Source organism: Bradyrhizobium sp. CCGUVB4N (assembly GCF_024199945.1).
Taxonomy (GTDB): domain Bacteria; phylum Pseudomonadota; class Alphaproteobacteria; order Rhizobiales; family Xanthobacteraceae; genus Bradyrhizobium.
Genome location: NZ_JANADP010000001.1, coordinates 4,987,148 through 5,003,367, shown reverse-complemented (window position 1 = coordinate 5,003,367; position 16,220 = coordinate 4,987,148). Strand labels below are relative to the sequence as shown.

General features: G+C 65.5%; 12 protein-coding genes and 1 pseudogene. 11 read left to right on the top strand and 2 right to left on the bottom strand.

The annotated features are described in order from the left end of the window. Positions 1 to 96 precede the first annotated feature (96 nt). On the bottom strand, positions 97 to 1,065 hold the full coding sequence (glk, locus tag NLM31_RS22925; RefSeq protein ID WP_254193756.1) for a glucokinase: 969 nt from the start codon (positions 1,063 to 1,065) through the stop codon (positions 97 to 99). A 119-nt stretch (positions 1,066 to 1,184) separates the two neighbouring features. Next, positions 1,185 to 2,249 (bottom strand): IS630 family transposase, encoded by a 1,065-nt coding sequence (locus tag NLM31_RS22920; RefSeq protein ID WP_254191403.1) that lies wholly within the window; start codon positions 2,247 to 2,249, stop codon positions 1,185 to 1,187. Between the two features lie 204 nt (positions 2,250 to 2,453). On the opposite strand from NLM31_RS22920, the gene pncA reads away from it, so the two are divergent. The 11 genes and pseudogenes from pncA (at position 2,454) to NLM31_RS22865 (ending at position 15,803) form a co-directional block, all read left to right on the top strand. Continuing rightward, positions 2,454 to 3,092, top strand: a complete 639-nt coding sequence (pncA, locus tag NLM31_RS22915; RefSeq protein WP_254193755.1) for a bifunctional nicotinamidase/pyrazinamidase — start codon at positions 2,454 to 2,456, stop codon at positions 3,090 to 3,092. A 13-nt stretch (positions 3,093 to 3,105) separates the two neighbouring features. After that, on the top strand, positions 3,106 to 4,224 hold the full coding sequence (locus NLM31_RS22910) for an alpha/beta fold hydrolase (RefSeq protein WP_254193754.1): 1,119 nt from the start codon (positions 3,106 to 3,108) through the stop codon (positions 4,222 to 4,224). A 183-nt stretch (positions 4,225 to 4,407) separates the two neighbouring features. Then, on the top strand, positions 4,408 to 6,441 hold the full coding sequence (locus NLM31_RS22905) for an NAD(+) synthase (protein WP_254193753.1): 2,034 nt from the start codon (positions 4,408 to 4,410) through the stop codon (positions 6,439 to 6,441). 449 nt (positions 6,442 to 6,890) lie between these two features. Continuing rightward, positions 6,891 to 7,706, top strand: coding sequence for a sugar phosphate isomerase/epimerase (locus NLM31_RS22900; protein ID WP_254193752.1), 816 nt, complete (start codon positions 6,891 to 6,893; stop codon positions 7,704 to 7,706). Between the two features lie 29 nt (positions 7,707 to 7,735). Next, positions 7,736 to 9,373 (top strand): ABC transporter substrate-binding protein, encoded by a 1,638-nt coding sequence (locus tag NLM31_RS22895; RefSeq protein ID WP_254131509.1) that lies wholly within the window; start codon positions 7,736 to 7,738, stop codon positions 9,371 to 9,373. A 4-nt stretch (positions 9,374 to 9,377) separates the two neighbouring features. Next, positions 9,378 to 10,361, top strand: a complete 984-nt coding sequence (locus NLM31_RS22890; RefSeq protein WP_254193751.1) for an ABC transporter ATP-binding protein — start codon at positions 9,378 to 9,380, stop codon at positions 10,359 to 10,361. Further along, positions 10,358 to 11,349, top strand: a pseudogene (locus NLM31_RS22885) (ABC transporter ATP-binding protein). The gene NLM31_RS22890 and the pseudogene NLM31_RS22885 overlap by 4 nt, the downstream one beginning before the upstream one ends. Continuing rightward, positions 11,349 to 12,278 (top strand): ABC transporter permease, encoded by a 930-nt coding sequence (locus NLM31_RS22880; RefSeq protein ID WP_254193750.1) that lies wholly within the window; start codon positions 11,349 to 11,351, stop codon positions 12,276 to 12,278. Before NLM31_RS22885 ends, NLM31_RS22880 begins: the two are co-directional and overlap by 1 nt. Beyond that, positions 12,275 to 13,198 (top strand): ABC transporter permease, encoded by a 924-nt coding sequence (locus tag NLM31_RS22875; RefSeq protein ID WP_375167495.1) that lies wholly within the window; start codon positions 12,275 to 12,277, stop codon positions 13,196 to 13,198. The genes NLM31_RS22880 and NLM31_RS22875 overlap by 4 nt, the downstream gene beginning before the upstream one ends. A 198-nt stretch (positions 13,199 to 13,396) precedes the next feature. Continuing rightward, positions 13,397 to 15,247, top strand: a complete 1,851-nt coding sequence (gene ilvD, locus NLM31_RS22870) for a dihydroxy-acid dehydratase (RefSeq protein WP_254193749.1) — start codon at positions 13,397 to 13,399, stop codon at positions 15,245 to 15,247. Between the two features lie 229 nt (positions 15,248 to 15,476). Beyond that, on the top strand, positions 15,477 to 15,803 hold the full coding sequence (locus NLM31_RS22865; RefSeq protein ID WP_254135410.1) for a hypothetical protein: 327 nt from the start codon (positions 15,477 to 15,479) through the stop codon (positions 15,801 to 15,803). Positions 15,804 to 16,220 lie beyond the last annotated feature (417 nt).

The following is a 16,220-nucleotide window of genomic DNA, read 5'->3' as shown; positions in this document are numbered from 1 at the left end:
CGGAAACAAGGGGGCAAGCACGATCCTACGTGGAACCGCACCTACGATGCAATCAGCTGTGAATTGCTTAACGGAAGATGCGCGAACGGGTGCGTTTCAATCCAGATTGTGGTCGGCGAACGTCTTCAGGCCGACGAAGCTCGCATCGGGCTTCATGACGAGGCGGGTCGGGATGTTGCGCAAATAGTCCTGGAAGCGCCCCTTGGCTTCGAAACGCGCGCGGAACGCTGAAGCCGAAAGGAAGTCCGGAAAGCGCGGCACGATTCCGCCGGCAATGTAGACGCCGCCTCTGGCGCCGAAGGTTACCGCGAGGTTGCCGGCCACCGAGCCGAGGATGGCGCAAAACATCTCCAGCGTCGCGCGGCTGAGCTCGCAGGTCCCGTCCAGCGCCGCCTTGGTGATACCGGCCGCATCGCGTTGCGGCACCTGGGCTTCATCGACCTCGGCCATCGCCTCATAGAGGGATTGGAGCCCGGAGCCGGAGAGGGCGCCACGCTCGATGGAGACGTGGCCGAAGCGCCGGCGCATGGCGGCGATCACGCGTTCCTCGCGCTCGTTCTCGGCAGGTAGCGTCGCGTGACCGGCCTCCGTGACGACAGCCAGCCGGGAGCCGTGGCGCTCGACCAGGCAGGAGACGCCAAAACCGGTCCCGGGTCCGACCACCAGAAGCGGCTCCCCGGACATGCCGTCCTGGCCGCCGAGCGGAATCAGGTCGGCCGGCTGCAAGGCGGGCAGGGACCAGGCCACCACCTCGAAATCGTTGAGCACGTGGACGCTCTCGAAGCCGAGCGCCGGCTGGAGCTCGTTGCCGTCGATCACCCAGGGGCTGTTGGTCATGACGCAGCGGTTGTTGGTGACGGGACCGGCGACGGCGAGCACGGCTCTGACCGGCTTCTCGCTATCGGCCCGCCGCAGCACGTCGGTGATGGCTTCGCGGACCGTCGGATGGTCCGCGACCTTCACATAGTCGATGGTGCCGATCTGCTCGCCGTTGCTCAGCGCGAACCGCGCGTTGGTGCCGCCGATATCGGCGAGAAGAATGTTGCCTGTCCTGCCGATACTCATGACCATCCGGCTCCCGTAGCCTTGCAGGCTTCGGGAACCCTTTTCCTCCACGCCTTCGCCGCGATCCGCACGTCGCGGATATCAGAGATTCCGCCCTCGGGTACAGCTAGTACCCGGAATCAGAGCTGAGTGATACGGCGGCCTTTGAAACGGCGTTGACGGACCTTTTTCTTGGTCCAGACGAAGGGCTCGGCTCTGTCGTTGTATGCGTTGACGTAGGCATCGATGTGATCCTGAAGCTGCTTGAGGCTTGTGAAGGAGGTGCCGCTGAGCGACTGCCCCTGCAAGATCGAAAACCATACCTCGACCTGATTGAGCCAGGACGCACTTGTCGGCGTGAAATGAAATTGCACGTTGGGGTGGGCCTTGAGCCAGGGCTCGTTCTTCTTGTGGGTGTTGAGGTTGTCGAGGATGACGTGAAGCTTCCGGTTCGGAAAAGCCGCGGTGACGCTGTTCATGAAGTCGAGAAACTCGACGCGGCGTCGGCGTTTTGAATGCGTCGCGATGATCTTTCCGGTGGCGACTTCGAGCGCCGCAAACAATGTTGTCGTGCCATGCCGCTTGTAATCGTGGCTCTGGCCGGTCAAGGCGCGGCCATTGGGCAACTTCAGATAACCCTGCGCTCGCTCCAAGGCCTGGATCGAAGGCTTCTCGTCCACGCATAGCACAATGGCCTTCGCGGGCGGGGCGACGTAGAGGCCAACAACATCGGCGGCTTTGGCCGTAAAGTTCGGGTCGTTGCTCTCGCACCAGGACTTGCGAGCCACGAGGTCAATCTTGTGGATGCGCAGGAACCGCCAGACATATTGGACGTCAACATCGCCCAGTGCCTCGGCCAGCAGAGGGCCGGTCCAGCGTGCGAACCCTTGCGGGGCCGGCTTATCCAACAGCTTCAGAATCCGCTTGTCGGTAGCCTTCGTATAGATCGGCTGCTTGCCAGGCCGCGGCTTGTCTTGCAGACCTTCCAGGCCATGATCGGCATAGCGGCGCCGCCAAAGGCTGACAATCCGCGGCTGGACCCCGACTTCTTTGGCGATCGAGCGGGTGCTGCGCCCGTCCGCTGCCAACAGAACTATCCGCGCCCGCTTCAAATCGCGCTGCAACGTCACCGGCGAGCGACAACACGCCTCAAGCACCTTGCGATCTTTCCGCGAAAGGTGGACTTCTCTTGCTTCGGGGATCATCCCGACCTTGAATCATGACTCACGATCCAAGAAAAGTGGGTACTAGTCAACACGGACGAGGCCAAAGCGTTGCATCCAGGTGGGGACCGGCGCGGGGATCAGCCGGCCGTTTGCGCGACATCGTTACGCGTGTCGGAGGTTGCGAAGCCGCGCGGGAAGATCGACATTGATGACGGCCGGCGCCGATTGCGCCGGACGGACGACATGGGGCCTGCGATGAAGATAACCGACCGCGACGCGCTGCTGGTGATCGATGTGCAGAACGATTTCTGCACGGGCGGGGCGCTCGCCGTTCCCGGGGGCGAGAAGGTCGTCCCGGCCATCAACCGGATCGCCCAAAAATTCGCCAATGTGGTGCTGACGCAGGACTGGCATCCGGGCGACCACGTCTCCTTCGCGCCGAACCATGCGGGCAAGCAGCCGTTCCAGACCATCGAGCTCGACTACGGCACCCAGGTGCTCTGGCCGACGCATTGTGTCCAGGGCACCGCCGGCGCCGAATTCCATCGGGAGCTCGAGGTCACCCGCGCGAACCTTGTGCTGCGCAAGGGCTTCCGCCGCGGCATCGATTCCTATTCGGCGCTGTTCGAGAACGACCACAAGACGCCGACCGGACTGCTCGGCTATCTGCGCGAGCGCGAGCTGAAGACGGTTTTCGTCGCCGGCCTGGCGCTCGATTTCTGCGTCCGCTTTTCCGCGGAGGATGCGCGCAAGGCGGGCTTCGAGGTTGTCGTGATCGAGGACGCCTGCCGCGGCATCGACCTCGACGGCTCGGTGGCCGCGACCCATCACAGCTTCCGGGAGCGGGGCATCTCCGTCGTCAGCCTGGAGGCGTTTTTGTGAGGATCATGCGGTGATGGTGGCGAGGACGAGCGGTCCACAGCCCGGCGACGCTGGGCGCGGCCCCGATGACCCCGTGTTGTGGCCGTTCGCTGCGGCACGGCTCGCCATGGACGCTTGCTTCTGGTGGCTGGAGCGCGGCCCGGCGGAGCAGGGCGAGGGCGAACTCCCCTGGACCACGCCCGGCACTGCAGCGCTGGAGCTCGCCACCATGCGGCTGCGCGATTGTTCGCGCACGCGATCCGGTCAGCCGGCCTTGGTCTGCGCGCCTTATGCGCTGCACCGGGCCCTGATTGCCGATTTTGCGCCCGGCCACAGCGTGGTGCAGTCGTTGCAGCAGGGCGGCATCGATCGGATCTATCTCACCGACTGGCGCTCGGCCACGTCGGACATGCGCTATCTCTCGATCGACAGTTATCTCGGCGATCTCAACGTCGCTGTCGACGAGATCGGCTCGCCGGTCGATCTGGTCGGCCTGTGCCAGGGCGGCTGGTTGTCGCTGCTCTATGCGGCGCGGTTTCCGGCCAAGGTGCGGCGGCTGGTGTTGGCAGGTGCGCCGGTCGACCTCTCGGTCGAGTCCAGGCTGTCGCAACTCGCCCGCAACGCGCCCGAGATCGTCTACGACCAGATCGTCGCACGTGGCGGTGGCAATGTCAGCGGCGAGGAGATGCTGCGGGTCTGGTCGAAGGCGCCTGACCGTGACGACATCGCGGCGGCGTTGCAGAAAGACCTCTCGGACGAGGAGGGCGCGGCCCTGCTCGCGCGCTTCGACCGCTGGAACACCGAGACGCTCAACCTCCCGGGCACCTACTATCTCCAGGTCGTCAACTGGATCTTTCGAGAGAACCGCATCGCCGGCGGAAATTTCATGGCCTTCGGTCGCGCCATCGATCTGAAGAACGTCAAGTCTCCGGTCTTCCTGCTGGCCGGGCTCGACGACGATGTCGTGCCGGCCACACAGGCGCTCGCGACCGCCAGCCTCGTCGGCACGCCGCCGGCTTTCGTTGCCGCGGCCTCCGAACCGAGCAACCATCTCGGCCTGTTCATGGGCGCGCGGACCCACGCCCATGCCTGGCCCCGGATCGCGGAATGGCTGCGCAACGACCTCTCCGGCGTGCTTGCGCGCAGCGCCTGACGGCACCTGAAGCCAAGCCTGCAAGCAAAGGCCTGCAAGCAAAGGCCCGCAAGCCAAGGCCGGCGCAGCTGCAATTCCGTTATGCATGATGGCGGATGGCCTGCACGGGGCCCGGTCGATGGGCTAAATAGAGTGCAGAGCCGGCGACGGCCGGTCCGACAAGATTTAAAGGTGCTGTGCTCGATGAGCTTCCACTCGATCTACGCCCACGGGTTTGCGCGTGTTGCAGCCTGCGTCACCACCTCCCATGTGGCCGATCCCGCGGCCAATGCGAAGGCAGTCATCGCGACGGCGAAAACCTGCGATGCGCAGTCGGTCGCGGTGGCCGTGTTTCCCGAGCTCTGCCTGTCCGGCTATGCGATCGAGGATCTCGTCAAGCAGGATCCGCTGCTCGATGCGGTCGAGCGCGGGCTTGCCACCATTGTTGAGGCCTCCACGGCGCTGATGACCGTGCTGATCGTCGGCGCGCCGCTGCGGTTTGGCCACCGCATCTACAATTGCGCCGTCGTCGTTCACCGCGGGAATGTTTTGGGCGTCGTGCCCAAGAGCTATCTGCCGACCTATCGCGAATTCTACGAGGGACGCCATTTCGCCTCCGGCGCCGGCATCGCCGGCGAGGCGATCGCCATCGGCAAGCTCCATGCGCCATTCGGGACCGATCTGCTGTTTGCGGCCGAGGACGTCCCGGGCCTGACCATCGGCGTCGAGATCTGCGAGGACATGTGGATCCCGGTGACGCCGGCCTCCGAACTGGCGCTGGCCGGCGCGAGCGTGCTGATCAATCTGTCGGGCAGTCCGATCACGATCGGCCGGGCGCGCTCGCGCGCGCTGCTGTGCCAGTCGACCTCGGCCCGCTGCCTTGCGGCCTATGTCTATTCCGCCGCGGGGGCAGGGGAATCCACCACCGATCTCGCCTGGGACGGCCAGACCTCGATCTATGAGAACGGCGTGCTGCTGGCGGAGGGTGAGCGGTTCCGGCAGGAGGGCCAGATCACGCTGGCCGACGTCGACCTCGACCTGCTCCGGCAGGAGCGCGCCCTGATGGGCACGTTCGACGACAACCGCCGGCAGCGCGAGGACTTCTATCGCACAATCAGCTTCGCCGTGACCCCGCCGGCCGCCGACATCGGCTTCCTGCGCAAGGTCGAACGATTCCCGTTCGTGCCGAGCGATGAAAGCCTGCTCGAACAGGATTGCTACGAGGCCTACAACATCCAGGTCGCCGGCCTCGTGCAGCGCATGCGCGCGACCGGCACCAAGCGCGTCGTGATCGGCGTATCAGGCGGTCTCGATTCCACCCATGCGCTGATCGTCGCCGCCAAGGCCGTCGACCTGCTCGGCCTGCCGCGTGAGAACATCCTTGCCTATACCATGCCGGGCTTTGCCACCGGCAGCGAGAGCAAGACCAATGCGCTGGCGCTGATGAAGGCGTTGCAGACCAACTGGCAGGAACTCGACATCCGCACCACCGCCACGCAGATGCTCAAGGACATCGGCCATCCCTTCGGCAAGGGCGAGAAGGTCTACGACGTCACCTTCGAGAATGTGCAGGCGGGTCTGCGCACCGACTATCTGTTCCGGCTCGCCAACCATCATGGCGGCATCGTCATCGGCACCGGCGATCTCTCTGAGCTCGCGCTGGGCTGGTGCACCTACGGCGTCGGCGACCAGATGGCGCACTACAACGTCAACGCCGGTGTGCCGAAGACCCTGATCCAGCATCTGATCCGCTGGGTGATCGCCTCAAAGCAGTTCAGTGGCGATGTGAACGGGACGCTCGCCTCGATCCTGTCGGCCGAAATCTCGCCGGAGCTGGTTCCGGTCAAGCCGGGCGAGAAGCCGCAGAGCACGGAAGCCTCCGTCGGACCCTACGAGCTGCAGGATTTCAACCTGTTCTACACGCTGCGCTTCGGTCTGCGGCCGTCGAAGATCGCCTTCATGGCGTTCCAGGCCTGGAAGGACGTCGCCGAGGGCGAGTGGCCGCCGGCATTCCCGGCCGACAAGCGCCGCGCCTATGATCTTCCGGAAATTCGGCGCTGGCTTGAAGTGTTCCTGCGTCGCTTCTTCGCCTTCAGCCAGTTCAAGCGCTCGGCGATGCCGAACGGGCCCAAGGTCTCGGCCGGCGGATCGCTGTCGCCGCGCGGCGACTGGCGTGCGCCGTCGGATTCGAGTGCGGCGGCCTGGCTCGAGGATCTCGAGCGGAACGTGCCGAAGTAAGCGAAGAGGGCAATCCAGAACGACTTCGCGCCGCACGGCTGATCAAGCCGGCGGCGCGAAATCACGTTCAACCTCAGAAAGCACGAGGTCCGGAGTGCCTAGGAGTCCGGACCTCGTAACCTTGCCCCAGCCTTTGATGCCCCCGCCCCAAGTGGTCCCCCAACCCCGTGGTGCGCGATCAGAGGGTGATGCCCCGTGAAGGCCGCCGATCGATGTCCGCGATGTACGTGAGATCGGCATAGGATACCATTCCGGATCACTACGGACTTAATCGCGCTTGATTTCGCGCACGCATGCATGCGCCTGCACGCGGTGCGCTCGGTGCTCCCCGAAATCGATGCAAACGCGCGACGCGATGTCCACATCTCCCGAATCCGCATTTCACCGGCCTGTCATTGAACTGGTCTAGCGCTGCTCCCCGTCATCGCTGACGGCCAAGGGAGCAAGCCATGTCGAAGCCGGTGTTGGGCGCCGCACTATCCATCAAATCGATCCCCGCTCACCGCGACTGGCTTCTGGAGCGACAACGCGATCTCGAAATTCAGGACTTCTTCCGCGCCGATCTGCTCGACGGCGACTGGCGCAGCGCCGCCACCGAGATCAAGCAGATGCTCTCAGGCCATACCGGCCGCCTCGGCATCCACGGCCCGTTCTGGGGCTTCAAGATCGACAGCCACGATCCCCTGATCCGCCAGGCTGTGACCAGGCGGCTGCTGCAGGGCCTTGATGCCGCTGAATTCCTCGGCGCGACGCAGATGGTGATGCATTCGCCGTTCACGACCTGGGACCACAACAATCTCGATCTCTATCCGGACAGCCGCGCCAACATCGTCGAGCGCGTCAAGGCGACGCTGGCGGAGGTGATCGCCCGCGCCGAGACCATCGGCTGCGAGATCGTCATCGAGAACATCGAGGACAAGGACCCGCGCGACCGCGTGCGTCTCGCCAAGGCGCTCGAAAGCAGCAAGGTGCGCGTCTCGCTCGACACCGGCCACGCCAACTACGCCCACATCTCCACCGGCGCGCCGCCGGTCGATTATTACGTCGAAACCGCCGGTGACATGTTGACGCATGTGCACCTGCAGGACACCGACGGCTTTGCCGACCGGCATTGGGCGCCGGGCGAAGGCAACATCCCCTGGGTCGCATTGTTCCGCGCGCTGGGCCGGCTGACATCCAATCCGCGGCTGATCCTCGAGCTGCGCAACCACGATGACGTCCGCAAGGGTGCCGCGCATCTCACCGCGCTCGGTCTCGCCGAATAACCAGATCGCAGAGGGCAGGGGTCATCGTCATGAGCAAGCTTACCCGTCGTACCATCCTGAAATCCGGTGGCGCTGCCGCCGGCACACTGCTGCTGCCGCGCTTTGCGATCGGGCAGGGTGACAATCGTCCGTCGGTGACGATCGCCGTGCAGAAGGTGACGAATGCGAACGTGCTCGACGTGCTGCGCGAGCAGTCCAATGTCGGCGAGCGCGTGTTCTTCTCCTCGATCTGGGAAGGCCTCATCTCGAAGAATTTCCGCGGCAATCTCGAGGCCGTGCCGGGGCTCGCCACCGAATGGCGCCGCATCGACGATCAGACAGTCGAGGTGAAGTTGCGCCAGGGCGTGAAATTCCACAATGGCGACGAGCTGACCGCCGAAGACGTCGTCTTCACCTTCAGCCGCGAGCGTATGTTCGGTGAGACCGAAGCCAAGAGCCGCTCCACCATCCAGGCTTTCGAAAAAATCCCGATGCCGAAGCCCGGCAAGGAGCTGCCGCCGGACGTGCCCGCGGTCGCGCGCCGCATCTGGCCGGACCTCGTCCGCGTCGATGCCGTCGACAAGTACACGGTGCGCTTCTACAACGCGACGCCCGACGTCACCATCGAAGGCCGCCTGTCGCGCTACGGCTCCGACATCGCCAACCGTCGCGCCTGGGATGAATCCGCAAGCTATCTCGACTGGGCGCGCAAGCCGATCACTACCGGCCCCTACAAGGTCGTCGAGCTCAAGCCCGACGTCTCGCTGACGCTGGAAGCGCACGACGAATATTGGGGCGGCCGTCCGCCGCTCAAGCGCATCCGCTTCCTGGAAGTGCCTGAGGTCGCGAGCCGCATCAATGGACTCTTGTCCGGCGAATACCAGTTCGCCTGCGACATCCCGCCGGACCAGATCGCCGGGATCGAGAAGAATGCCGCGTTCGAAGTGCAGGGCGGCACCATCCTCAATCATCGCCTGACCGTGTTCGACAAGAACCACGCCGTGCTTGCCAATCCGCTGGTCCGCCGCGCCTTCACCCACGCGATCGACCGCCAGGCCATCGTCGACAGCCTGTGGGCCGGCCGCACCCGCGTGCCGAAGGGCCTGCAGTGGGAATTCTATGGCGACATGTTCAACGCCGACTGGAGCGTGCCGGCTTACGATCCGAAGCTCGCGCAGGATCTGTTGAAGCAGGCCAATTACAAGGGCGATCCGATTCCCTATCGCCTGCTCAACAACTACTACACCAACCAGGTCGCGACCGCGCAGGTGCTGGTCGAGATGTGGAAGTCGGTCGGCCTCAACGTCCAGATCGAAACCAAGGAGAACTGGTCGCAGATCATGGAACGTGCGCCGACCCGCGCCGTGCGCGACTGGTCGAACTCCGCGGCCTTCAACGATCCGGTGTCGTCGATCGTTGCCCAGCACGGTCCGAACGGCCAGCAGCAGCAGATCGGCGAATGGACCAACGCGGAGCTGAACAAGCTCTCGGAGTTCCTGGAGACCTCGACCGACCGCGCCGCGCGCAAGAAGGCGTTCCACCGCATGCTGGAGATCGCCGAGCGCGAGGACCCCGCCTACACAGTGCTGCACCAGAACGCGACCTTCACGGCCAAGCCGAAGTCGATCAAGTGGAAAGCCTCGCCCGCTTTCGCGATGGATTTCCGCGCCGGCAATTTCGAGGCTTGAGGCCGTGGCGCCGCTCGTCAGCATTCAGGGGCTCGGCGTTGCCTTCAACGGCGTGCCGGTCCTGCGCGGCGTCGATCTGACCTTGGAAAAGGGCGAGGCCCTGGGCCTCGTCGGCGAGTCCGGCTCCGGCAAGTCCGTAACCTGGCTCGCTGCGCTTGGCCTGCTGCCGCGGCACGCAAAAGTCTCGGGCTCTGTCCGTCTCGATGGACGCGAGATCCTCGGTGCGCCGTCGTCGGAGCTCGACCAGGTGCGGGGCGGGCGTGTCGCCATGATCTTCCAGGATCCGGCGAGCGCGCTCAACCCGGTGCTGACCATCCGCAGGCAGCTCTGCGAGGCGCTGGCCTTGCATCGCGATCTCTCGGGCGAGGCCGTCAAGGCCGAGGCACTGCGGCTGCTCAATCTCGTTGGCATTCCCGACGCAGGCCGGCGGCTGTCCGCCTATCCGCATGAATTCTCCGGCGGGCAGGTCCAGCGCATCATGATCGCGATGGCGCTGGCCGGAAATCCCGATCTGCTGATCGCGGACGAGCCGACGACCGCGCTGGACGCGACCATCCAGGCGCAGATCCTGGAGCTGCTCTCCACGATCCGCCGCGAGATGAGCATGGCCATGGTCCTGATCAGCCACGACCTCGGCGTCGTCGCGGAGAATTGCGACCGCGTCGCGGTGATGTATGCCGGCCGCATCATCGAGGAGGCACCTAGCAACCAGCTCTTTGCCGATCCCGTGCACCCCTATGCGCAGGGACTGATCGGCGCGCTGCCGCCGCTCGATGGGCCGCGCCGGCGTCTCACCGCCATTCCCGGCACCGTACCCGATCCCGCGCACATGCCTGATGGATGCGCCTTCGCGCCACGTTGTGCACTGGCAGCCGAGCCCTGTGCGCTTGCGGCGCCGACGCTTGCGCCCATCGCAAACGATCGCGCGGTCGCCTGCATCCGCGCCGAAGCCTCGCGACGTGCGCTGCTCGGGATCGCCGCCGAATGAGCGCGCCGCTCGTCGAGGTGTCCTCGATCTCGCGCAGCTATGCGATGCGCTCCGGGATGTTCGGCCGGGCTACGGCCGTGCACGCCGTCGATGGCGTGTCGCTCAGCATTCCCAAGGGCGAAACGCTCGGTCTCGTCGGCGAGTCCGGCTCGGGCAAATCCACGACGGGGCGCATCGTGCTCGGCCTGGAGCCGCCCGATCGCGGCGAGGTGCGGTTCGACGGCAAGGCGATGGCCGCGCCGGGGATGCCGGCGTGGCGTGCACAGCGCGCCCGCATGCAGATGATCTTTCAGGACCCGCTCGGCGCGCTGGATCGGCGTTTGCCGGTGGCGACCCAGATCCGCGAGCCCCTCGACATTCATGGCCTCGGCACGGCCTCCGAGCGTGAGGACCGCGTCCGCGAATTGCTGCGCGCCGTCGAGCTGACGCCCGCGCATGGCGCGCGCTATCCGGGCGCGCTCTCCGGCGGCCAGCGCCAGCGCATCGTGCTGGCGCGGGCGCTGGCGACGAAACCCGATTTCCTCGTCTGCGACGAGCCGGTCAGCGCGCTTGACGTCTCGATCCAGGCGCAAGTGGTGAATTTGCTCGCCGATCTCCAGGCACAGCTTGGGCTGACAATGCTGTTCATCAGCCACGATCTGCGGGTCGTCAGGCAGATCAGCAATGTCGTCGCCGTGATGTATCTCGGCCGCATCGTCGAGATCGGCAGCGCTGACGATCTTTTTGCCGTCCTGAGCATCCATACACGCAGGCGCTGGTCTCGGCGTCCCCCGCACCGGGCCGCCGCAGCGCAGGCCGTATCGTGCTGGCGGGCGATCCGCCGAACCCGGCCGCTCGTCCGAACGGCTGCGCGTTCCATCCGCGTTGCCCGCGCGCCATGGCGCGCTGCGCCAGCGAGGTGCCGACACTCGCTGCCGTTGGCGGCGACCGCCAGGTGGCCTGCCATCTCGTCACCGGGCCGCAGGCCGAAACGCGGGACGCGGCGTGATGGGGCGCTATTTCGCCATTCGGATCGGTCGCGCGGCGCTCACGATCGTGCTCGTCGTCACCTTCGCCTTCGTGGTGCTGCGGCTATCCGGCGATCCCGCGCTGATGATCCTGGGACCGGAAGCGCCGCCGGAAGTCCTCGCGGCCTTCCGCAAGGCCTGGGGCCTCGATGATCCTATCTGGTTTCAGTATCTCGATTACTTCGGCGCGATCGCCAAGGGCGAGCTCGGCCGTTCCATGCGTGACGGGCGGCCCGCGATCCAGCTCGTGCTGGAGCGAATCCCGGCAACGCTGGCGCTGACGCTGCCGGCCTTTGTCTTCAAGGTTGCACTGGGCATTCCCGCCGGCATCTACGCCGCGCTGCATCGCGGTTCGGCAATCGACCGCGCCGTGATGATGACGGCGGTCGCCGGCTTCACCGTGCCGAGCTTCGTGCTCGCGCTGCTGCTGGTGCTGGTCTTCGCCGTGCAGCTCGGCTGGCTGCCATCGGGCGGGCAGGACAGCTGGCGTCACGCCATCCTGCCGATCGCGACACTCAGCCTCGGCGGCGCCGCCGTGCTGGCGCGCTTCACCCGCAGCGCCATGCTGGAGGTGCTGGGCCAGCCCTATATCCGCACGGCGTCGGCGAAGGGCGTGCCGTGGCGCAAGGTGGTGACGTCGCATGCGTTGCCGAACGCGGCGATCCCGACTGTGACCATTTTGGGCTTCATGGTGGGTACGCTGATTGCGGGCGCGGTGGTGGTCGAGAGCGTGTTTTCGTGGCCCGGAGTAGGGCGCCTGCTCGTGGTCGCCGTTGCCAACCGCGACCTTGCCGTGGTGCAGTGCATCTTGCTGCTGGTGGCGCTGACCATGGTCACGTCGAACCTGATCGTCGATTTCCTCTACGGCTTCCTCGATCCGCGTCTGCGCGCCAAAGGGGCCCACGCATGACCGACGCGACGCTGAAGGATAGCAAAGCGTTTTCAAGCGAAGTGGATTCCGGTTCGCGTAAAGAAAACGCGTTAAAACTGGAATCCAACGTCCGCCGCCGCATCGGCCTGCCGGCGATCCCGGTCTCGGTCGCGCTCGCGATCGGCTGGATCGTCGCCATGCTGGTGATCGCCGCGTTGGCCGAGAAGATCGCGCCCTATGGTTACACCCAATTCGATCTACGCAACCGCCTCTCGGCGCCCGGCAATGTCGCGCACTGGCTCGGGACCGACGAGCTCGGCCGCGACGTGCTGTCGCGCCTTCTCGTCTCGATCCGGATCTCGCTGCTGATCGCCTTCGGCGCGACCGCGATCTCGGCCGTGGTCGGGACCACGCTCGGCTTTCTGGCCGCGCATTTCCGCGGCAGCATCGAGCAGCTCGTGCTGATGCTGACCGATTTCCAGGCCAGCATGCCGTTCCTGATCATGGCACTCGCCGTGCTCGCCTTCTTCGGCAATTCACTGCCGCTGCTGATCGGCCTGATGGGCCTGTTCGGCTGGGAGCGCTATGCCCGCATCGCCCGCGGCCTCGCCATTTCCGCCAATGCGCAGGGCTACGCGGCCGCGGTCCGGCAGCTAGGGGCGACGCCGACGCGGATCTACCTGCGGCATATCCTGCCCAACATCGCCTCGACCCTGATCGTCTCGACCACGCTGGTCTTCCCCGAGGTGATCCTGATGGAGTCAGGGCTGTCCTTCCTCGGCCTCGGCGTGCAGCCGCCGATGACCAGCCTCGGCAACATGGTCGGCTATGGCCGCGAATATTTGACCCGGGCGCCCTGGATCATGCTGGCGCCGGCGACCACCATCGTGGTGACCACGCTGGCGGTGTCCGTGATCGGCGACTGGCTGCGCGATCGGTTGGATCCGACGCTGCAGTAGGGCCCGTAGCCCTGCGCTCCATCCAGGCTACGAAATGGCCGCGCCGGGAGCAGGGGAGGCCTGCACCGAGCCGATCTGGGCCCTTTCGAGGCAAGTTCCCGTTGCGCCGGCCCACCCCGTGCGCTATCCGGCCGGAAAGGCCTGAGGCGGCTCCATATTTTCCCGCCCGGCCGGTCAAACCCGAGGACGGAAATCGCCATGCCAGCCTATCGCTCCCGCACCACCACCCACGGCCGTAACATGGCGGGCGCCCGCGGCCTCTGGCGCGCGACGGGCATGAAGGACGGCGATTTCGGCAAGCCGATCATTGCGGTGGTCAACTCCTTCACCCAGTTCGTGCCCGGCCACGTCCACCTCAAGGACCTCGGCCAGCTCGTCGCCCGCGAGATCGAGCAGGCCGGCGGCGTCGCCAAGGAATTCAACACCATCGCGGTCGACGACGGCATCGCCATGGGCCATGACGGCATGCTCTACAGCCTGCCGTCGCGCGAGCTGATCGCCGACAGCGTCGAGTACATGGCCAACGCGCACTGCGCCGACGGCCTCGTCTGTATCTCCAACTGCGACAAGATCACGCCCGGCATGCTGATGGCCGCGCTGCGGCTCAACATCCCCGCCGTGTTCGTTTCGGGCGGCCCGATGGAAGCCGGCAAGGTCAAGCTGCAGGGCAAGACCAAGGCGGTCGACCTCATCGACGCCATGGTGGCTGCGGCCGACTCCAAGGTCAGCGACGAGGACGTCAAGGTGATCGAGCGCTCGGCGTGCCCGACCTGCGGCTCCTGCTCGGGCATGTTCACCGCCAACTCCATGAACTGCCTGACCGAGGCGCTCGGCCTGGCGCTGCCCGGCAACGGCACGGTGGTCGCGACCCATGCCGACCGCAAGCGCCTGTTCGTCGAGGCCGGCCACACCATCGTCGATCTCGTTCGTCGTTATTACGAGCAGGACGACGCCTCCGTGCTCCCGCGCAACGTCGCGAACTTCAAGGCGTTCGAGAACGCGATGACGCTCGACATCGCGATGGGCGGCTCGACCAACACTGTGCTGCATCTCCTGGCCGCCGCCCATGAAGGCGAGGTGAAGTTCACCATGCAGGACATCGACCGGCTGTCGCGCCGCGTGCCCGTGCTCTGCAAGGTCGCCCCGTCGGTCGCCGACGTGCACGTCGAGGACGTGCATCGCGCCGGCGGCATCATGGGCATTCTGGGTGAGCTCGACCGCGCCGGCCTGATCGACACGTCGGTCTCGACCGTGCACGCGCCGACCATGAACGAGGCGCTGGAGCGCTGGGACATCAAGCGCTCCAAGAGCGAGGCCATCAGAACCTTCTATCGCGCCTCGCCCGGCGGCATCCCGACCCAGGTCGCCTTCAGCCAGGACCGCCGCTACGACGAGCTCGATTCCGATCGCGAGAAGGGGGTGGTGCGCAACCTCGAGCACGCCTTCAGCAAGGACGGCGGCTTGGCTGTGCTCTACGGCAACCTCGCGCAGGACGGCTGCATCGTGAAGACCGCGGGCGTCGATTCCTCGATCCTGAAATTCTCCGGCCCCGCGCGCGTGTTCGAAAGCCAGGACGCGGCCGTCGAAGGCATTCTGGGCGGTAAGGTCGTGGCCGGCGAGATCGTGGTCATCATCTATGAAGGCCCGCGCGGCGGTCCCGGCATGCAGGAAATGCTGTATCCGACGAGCTATCTGAAATCGATGGGCCTCGGAAAGGCTTGCGCGCTCGTCACCGACGGACGCTTCTCCGGTGGTTCGTCCGGCCTGTCGATCGGCCATCTCTCGCCGGAAGCGGCCGAAGGCGGCAACATCGGTCTGGTGCGCACCGGCGATCGCATCGCCATCGACATTCCGAACCGCAGCATCAACCTCGAAATCTCCGACGAGGAACTCGCCAATCGCCGTGCCGCGGAGGAGGCCAAGGGCGACGCCGCCTGGCAGCCCGCCGCGCGCAAGCGCAACGTCTCGACCGCGCTGCAGGCCTACGCTGCGCTCACCACCAGCGCTGCGCGCGGCGCGGTGCGCGAAGTGAAGCGTCGCACGAAGTAAGCGCGCTTTACGTTGGCGCGATCGCAGGTCGTGCATGGTCAACAAGTTCTGAACGGCCGGTGAAAACCGGCCGTTCGCATTAAGGATGCCTCAACGAACTTCGGCAGCTCAGGATTTTGCGGCGTATACTGCGATCGACCTTCGCAAATCCATTTTGGGCAACTGGGGCACCAACCTAATGTCTCGTACTCTTGCTGTCGTTTTCTCCACGGCCGTCGCTGCACTTGCCATGACGACCGCGGCCTCCGCCGGCTGCTACAATTGCTACGCACCGCCGCAGCCGTGCACGACCTGCTATCAGCAGCAATACGTCGCGCCGCAATACCGCACCGTCGACGAAACCGTGATGGTGTCGCCCGGTTCGACCGTCGCGCATCGCACGCCGGCGCAGTACCGCACCGTGATGGTTCCGCAGACCGTGATGGTGGCGCCGCCGAGCGTCCAGTACGAGCGCATCCCGCCGCAATACGCCACGCGCCAGCGCGTCGAGATGGTGTCGCCGGGCTATTCCTATTACGCACCGGTGCAGCCTGCTTGCGGCAATTGCGGCTACTGAGCCGACGCAACAACAACCATCATCGCAACAAACAAGATTTCACGCGGTGCCCCAAAAGGGCGCCGCGTTTTGTTTTGCCGGCGAAGCCAAACGAGGCCCGGAAATGGAGGCGAATCCAACCGGGCCTCGCGACCGGCGACGCCCTGGGTGGCATCGCCAGTCCCGACCGAGGCTAAAGCACCAAACTGACGGGCGCCTGACAGATCCCGTTCCGGCGGAAAGGCGGCGGCAGCCGTTCTGTAAGAAACGTGGCTGAGACGATCGATCTCAACCGTGCGGTTGAGGCGGACGACGGACGACTGGGCTTATCCTTGGATTTTTGGAGAAAGCCATGCGCCGAATAATTGGATGGGCCTTATTTGTTGGTCTTACCTGTCTGTCAGTCTCGTCAGTCCCTGCCCAGGCTCAGGCGACGCG

Bases quoted from the DNA above. Each gene is read 5' to 3' on its own strand.
- NLM31_RS22910 (WP_254193754.1), top strand. From the start codon at position 3,106: ATGGTGGCGAGGACGAGCGGTCCACAGCCCGGCGACGCTGGGCGCGGC.
- NLM31_RS22865 (WP_254135410.1), top strand. From the start codon at position 15,477: ATGACGACCGCGGCCTCCGCCGGCTGCTACAATTGCTACGCACCGCCG.
- ilvD (WP_254193749.1), top strand. From the start codon at position 13,397: ATGCCAGCCTATCGCTCCCGCACCACCACCCACGGCCGTAACATGGCG.
- pncA (WP_254193755.1), top strand. From the start codon at position 2,454: ATGGGGCCTGCGATGAAGATAACCGACCGCGACGCGCTGCTGGTGATC.
- NLM31_RS22905 (WP_254193753.1), top strand. From the start codon at position 4,408: ATGAGCTTCCACTCGATCTACGCCCACGGGTTTGCGCGTGTTGCAGCC.
- glk (WP_254193756.1), bottom strand. From the start codon at position 1,065: ATGAGTATCGGCAGGACAGGCAACATTCTTCTCGCCGATATCGGCGGC.
- NLM31_RS22920 (WP_254191403.1), bottom strand. From the start codon at position 2,249: ATGATCCCCGAAGCAAGAGAAGTCCACCTTTCGCGGAAAGATCGCAAG.
- NLM31_RS22900 (WP_254193752.1), top strand. From the start codon at position 6,891: ATGTCGAAGCCGGTGTTGGGCGCCGCACTATCCATCAAATCGATCCCC.
- NLM31_RS22875 (WP_375167495.1), top strand. From the start codon at position 12,275: ATGACCGACGCGACGCTGAAGGATAGCAAAGCGTTTTCAAGCGAAGTG.
- NLM31_RS22880 (WP_254193750.1), top strand. From the start codon at position 11,349: ATGGGGCGCTATTTCGCCATTCGGATCGGTCGCGCGGCGCTCACGATC.
- NLM31_RS22895 (WP_254131509.1), top strand. From the start codon at position 7,736: ATGAGCAAGCTTACCCGTCGTACCATCCTGAAATCCGGTGGCGCTGCC.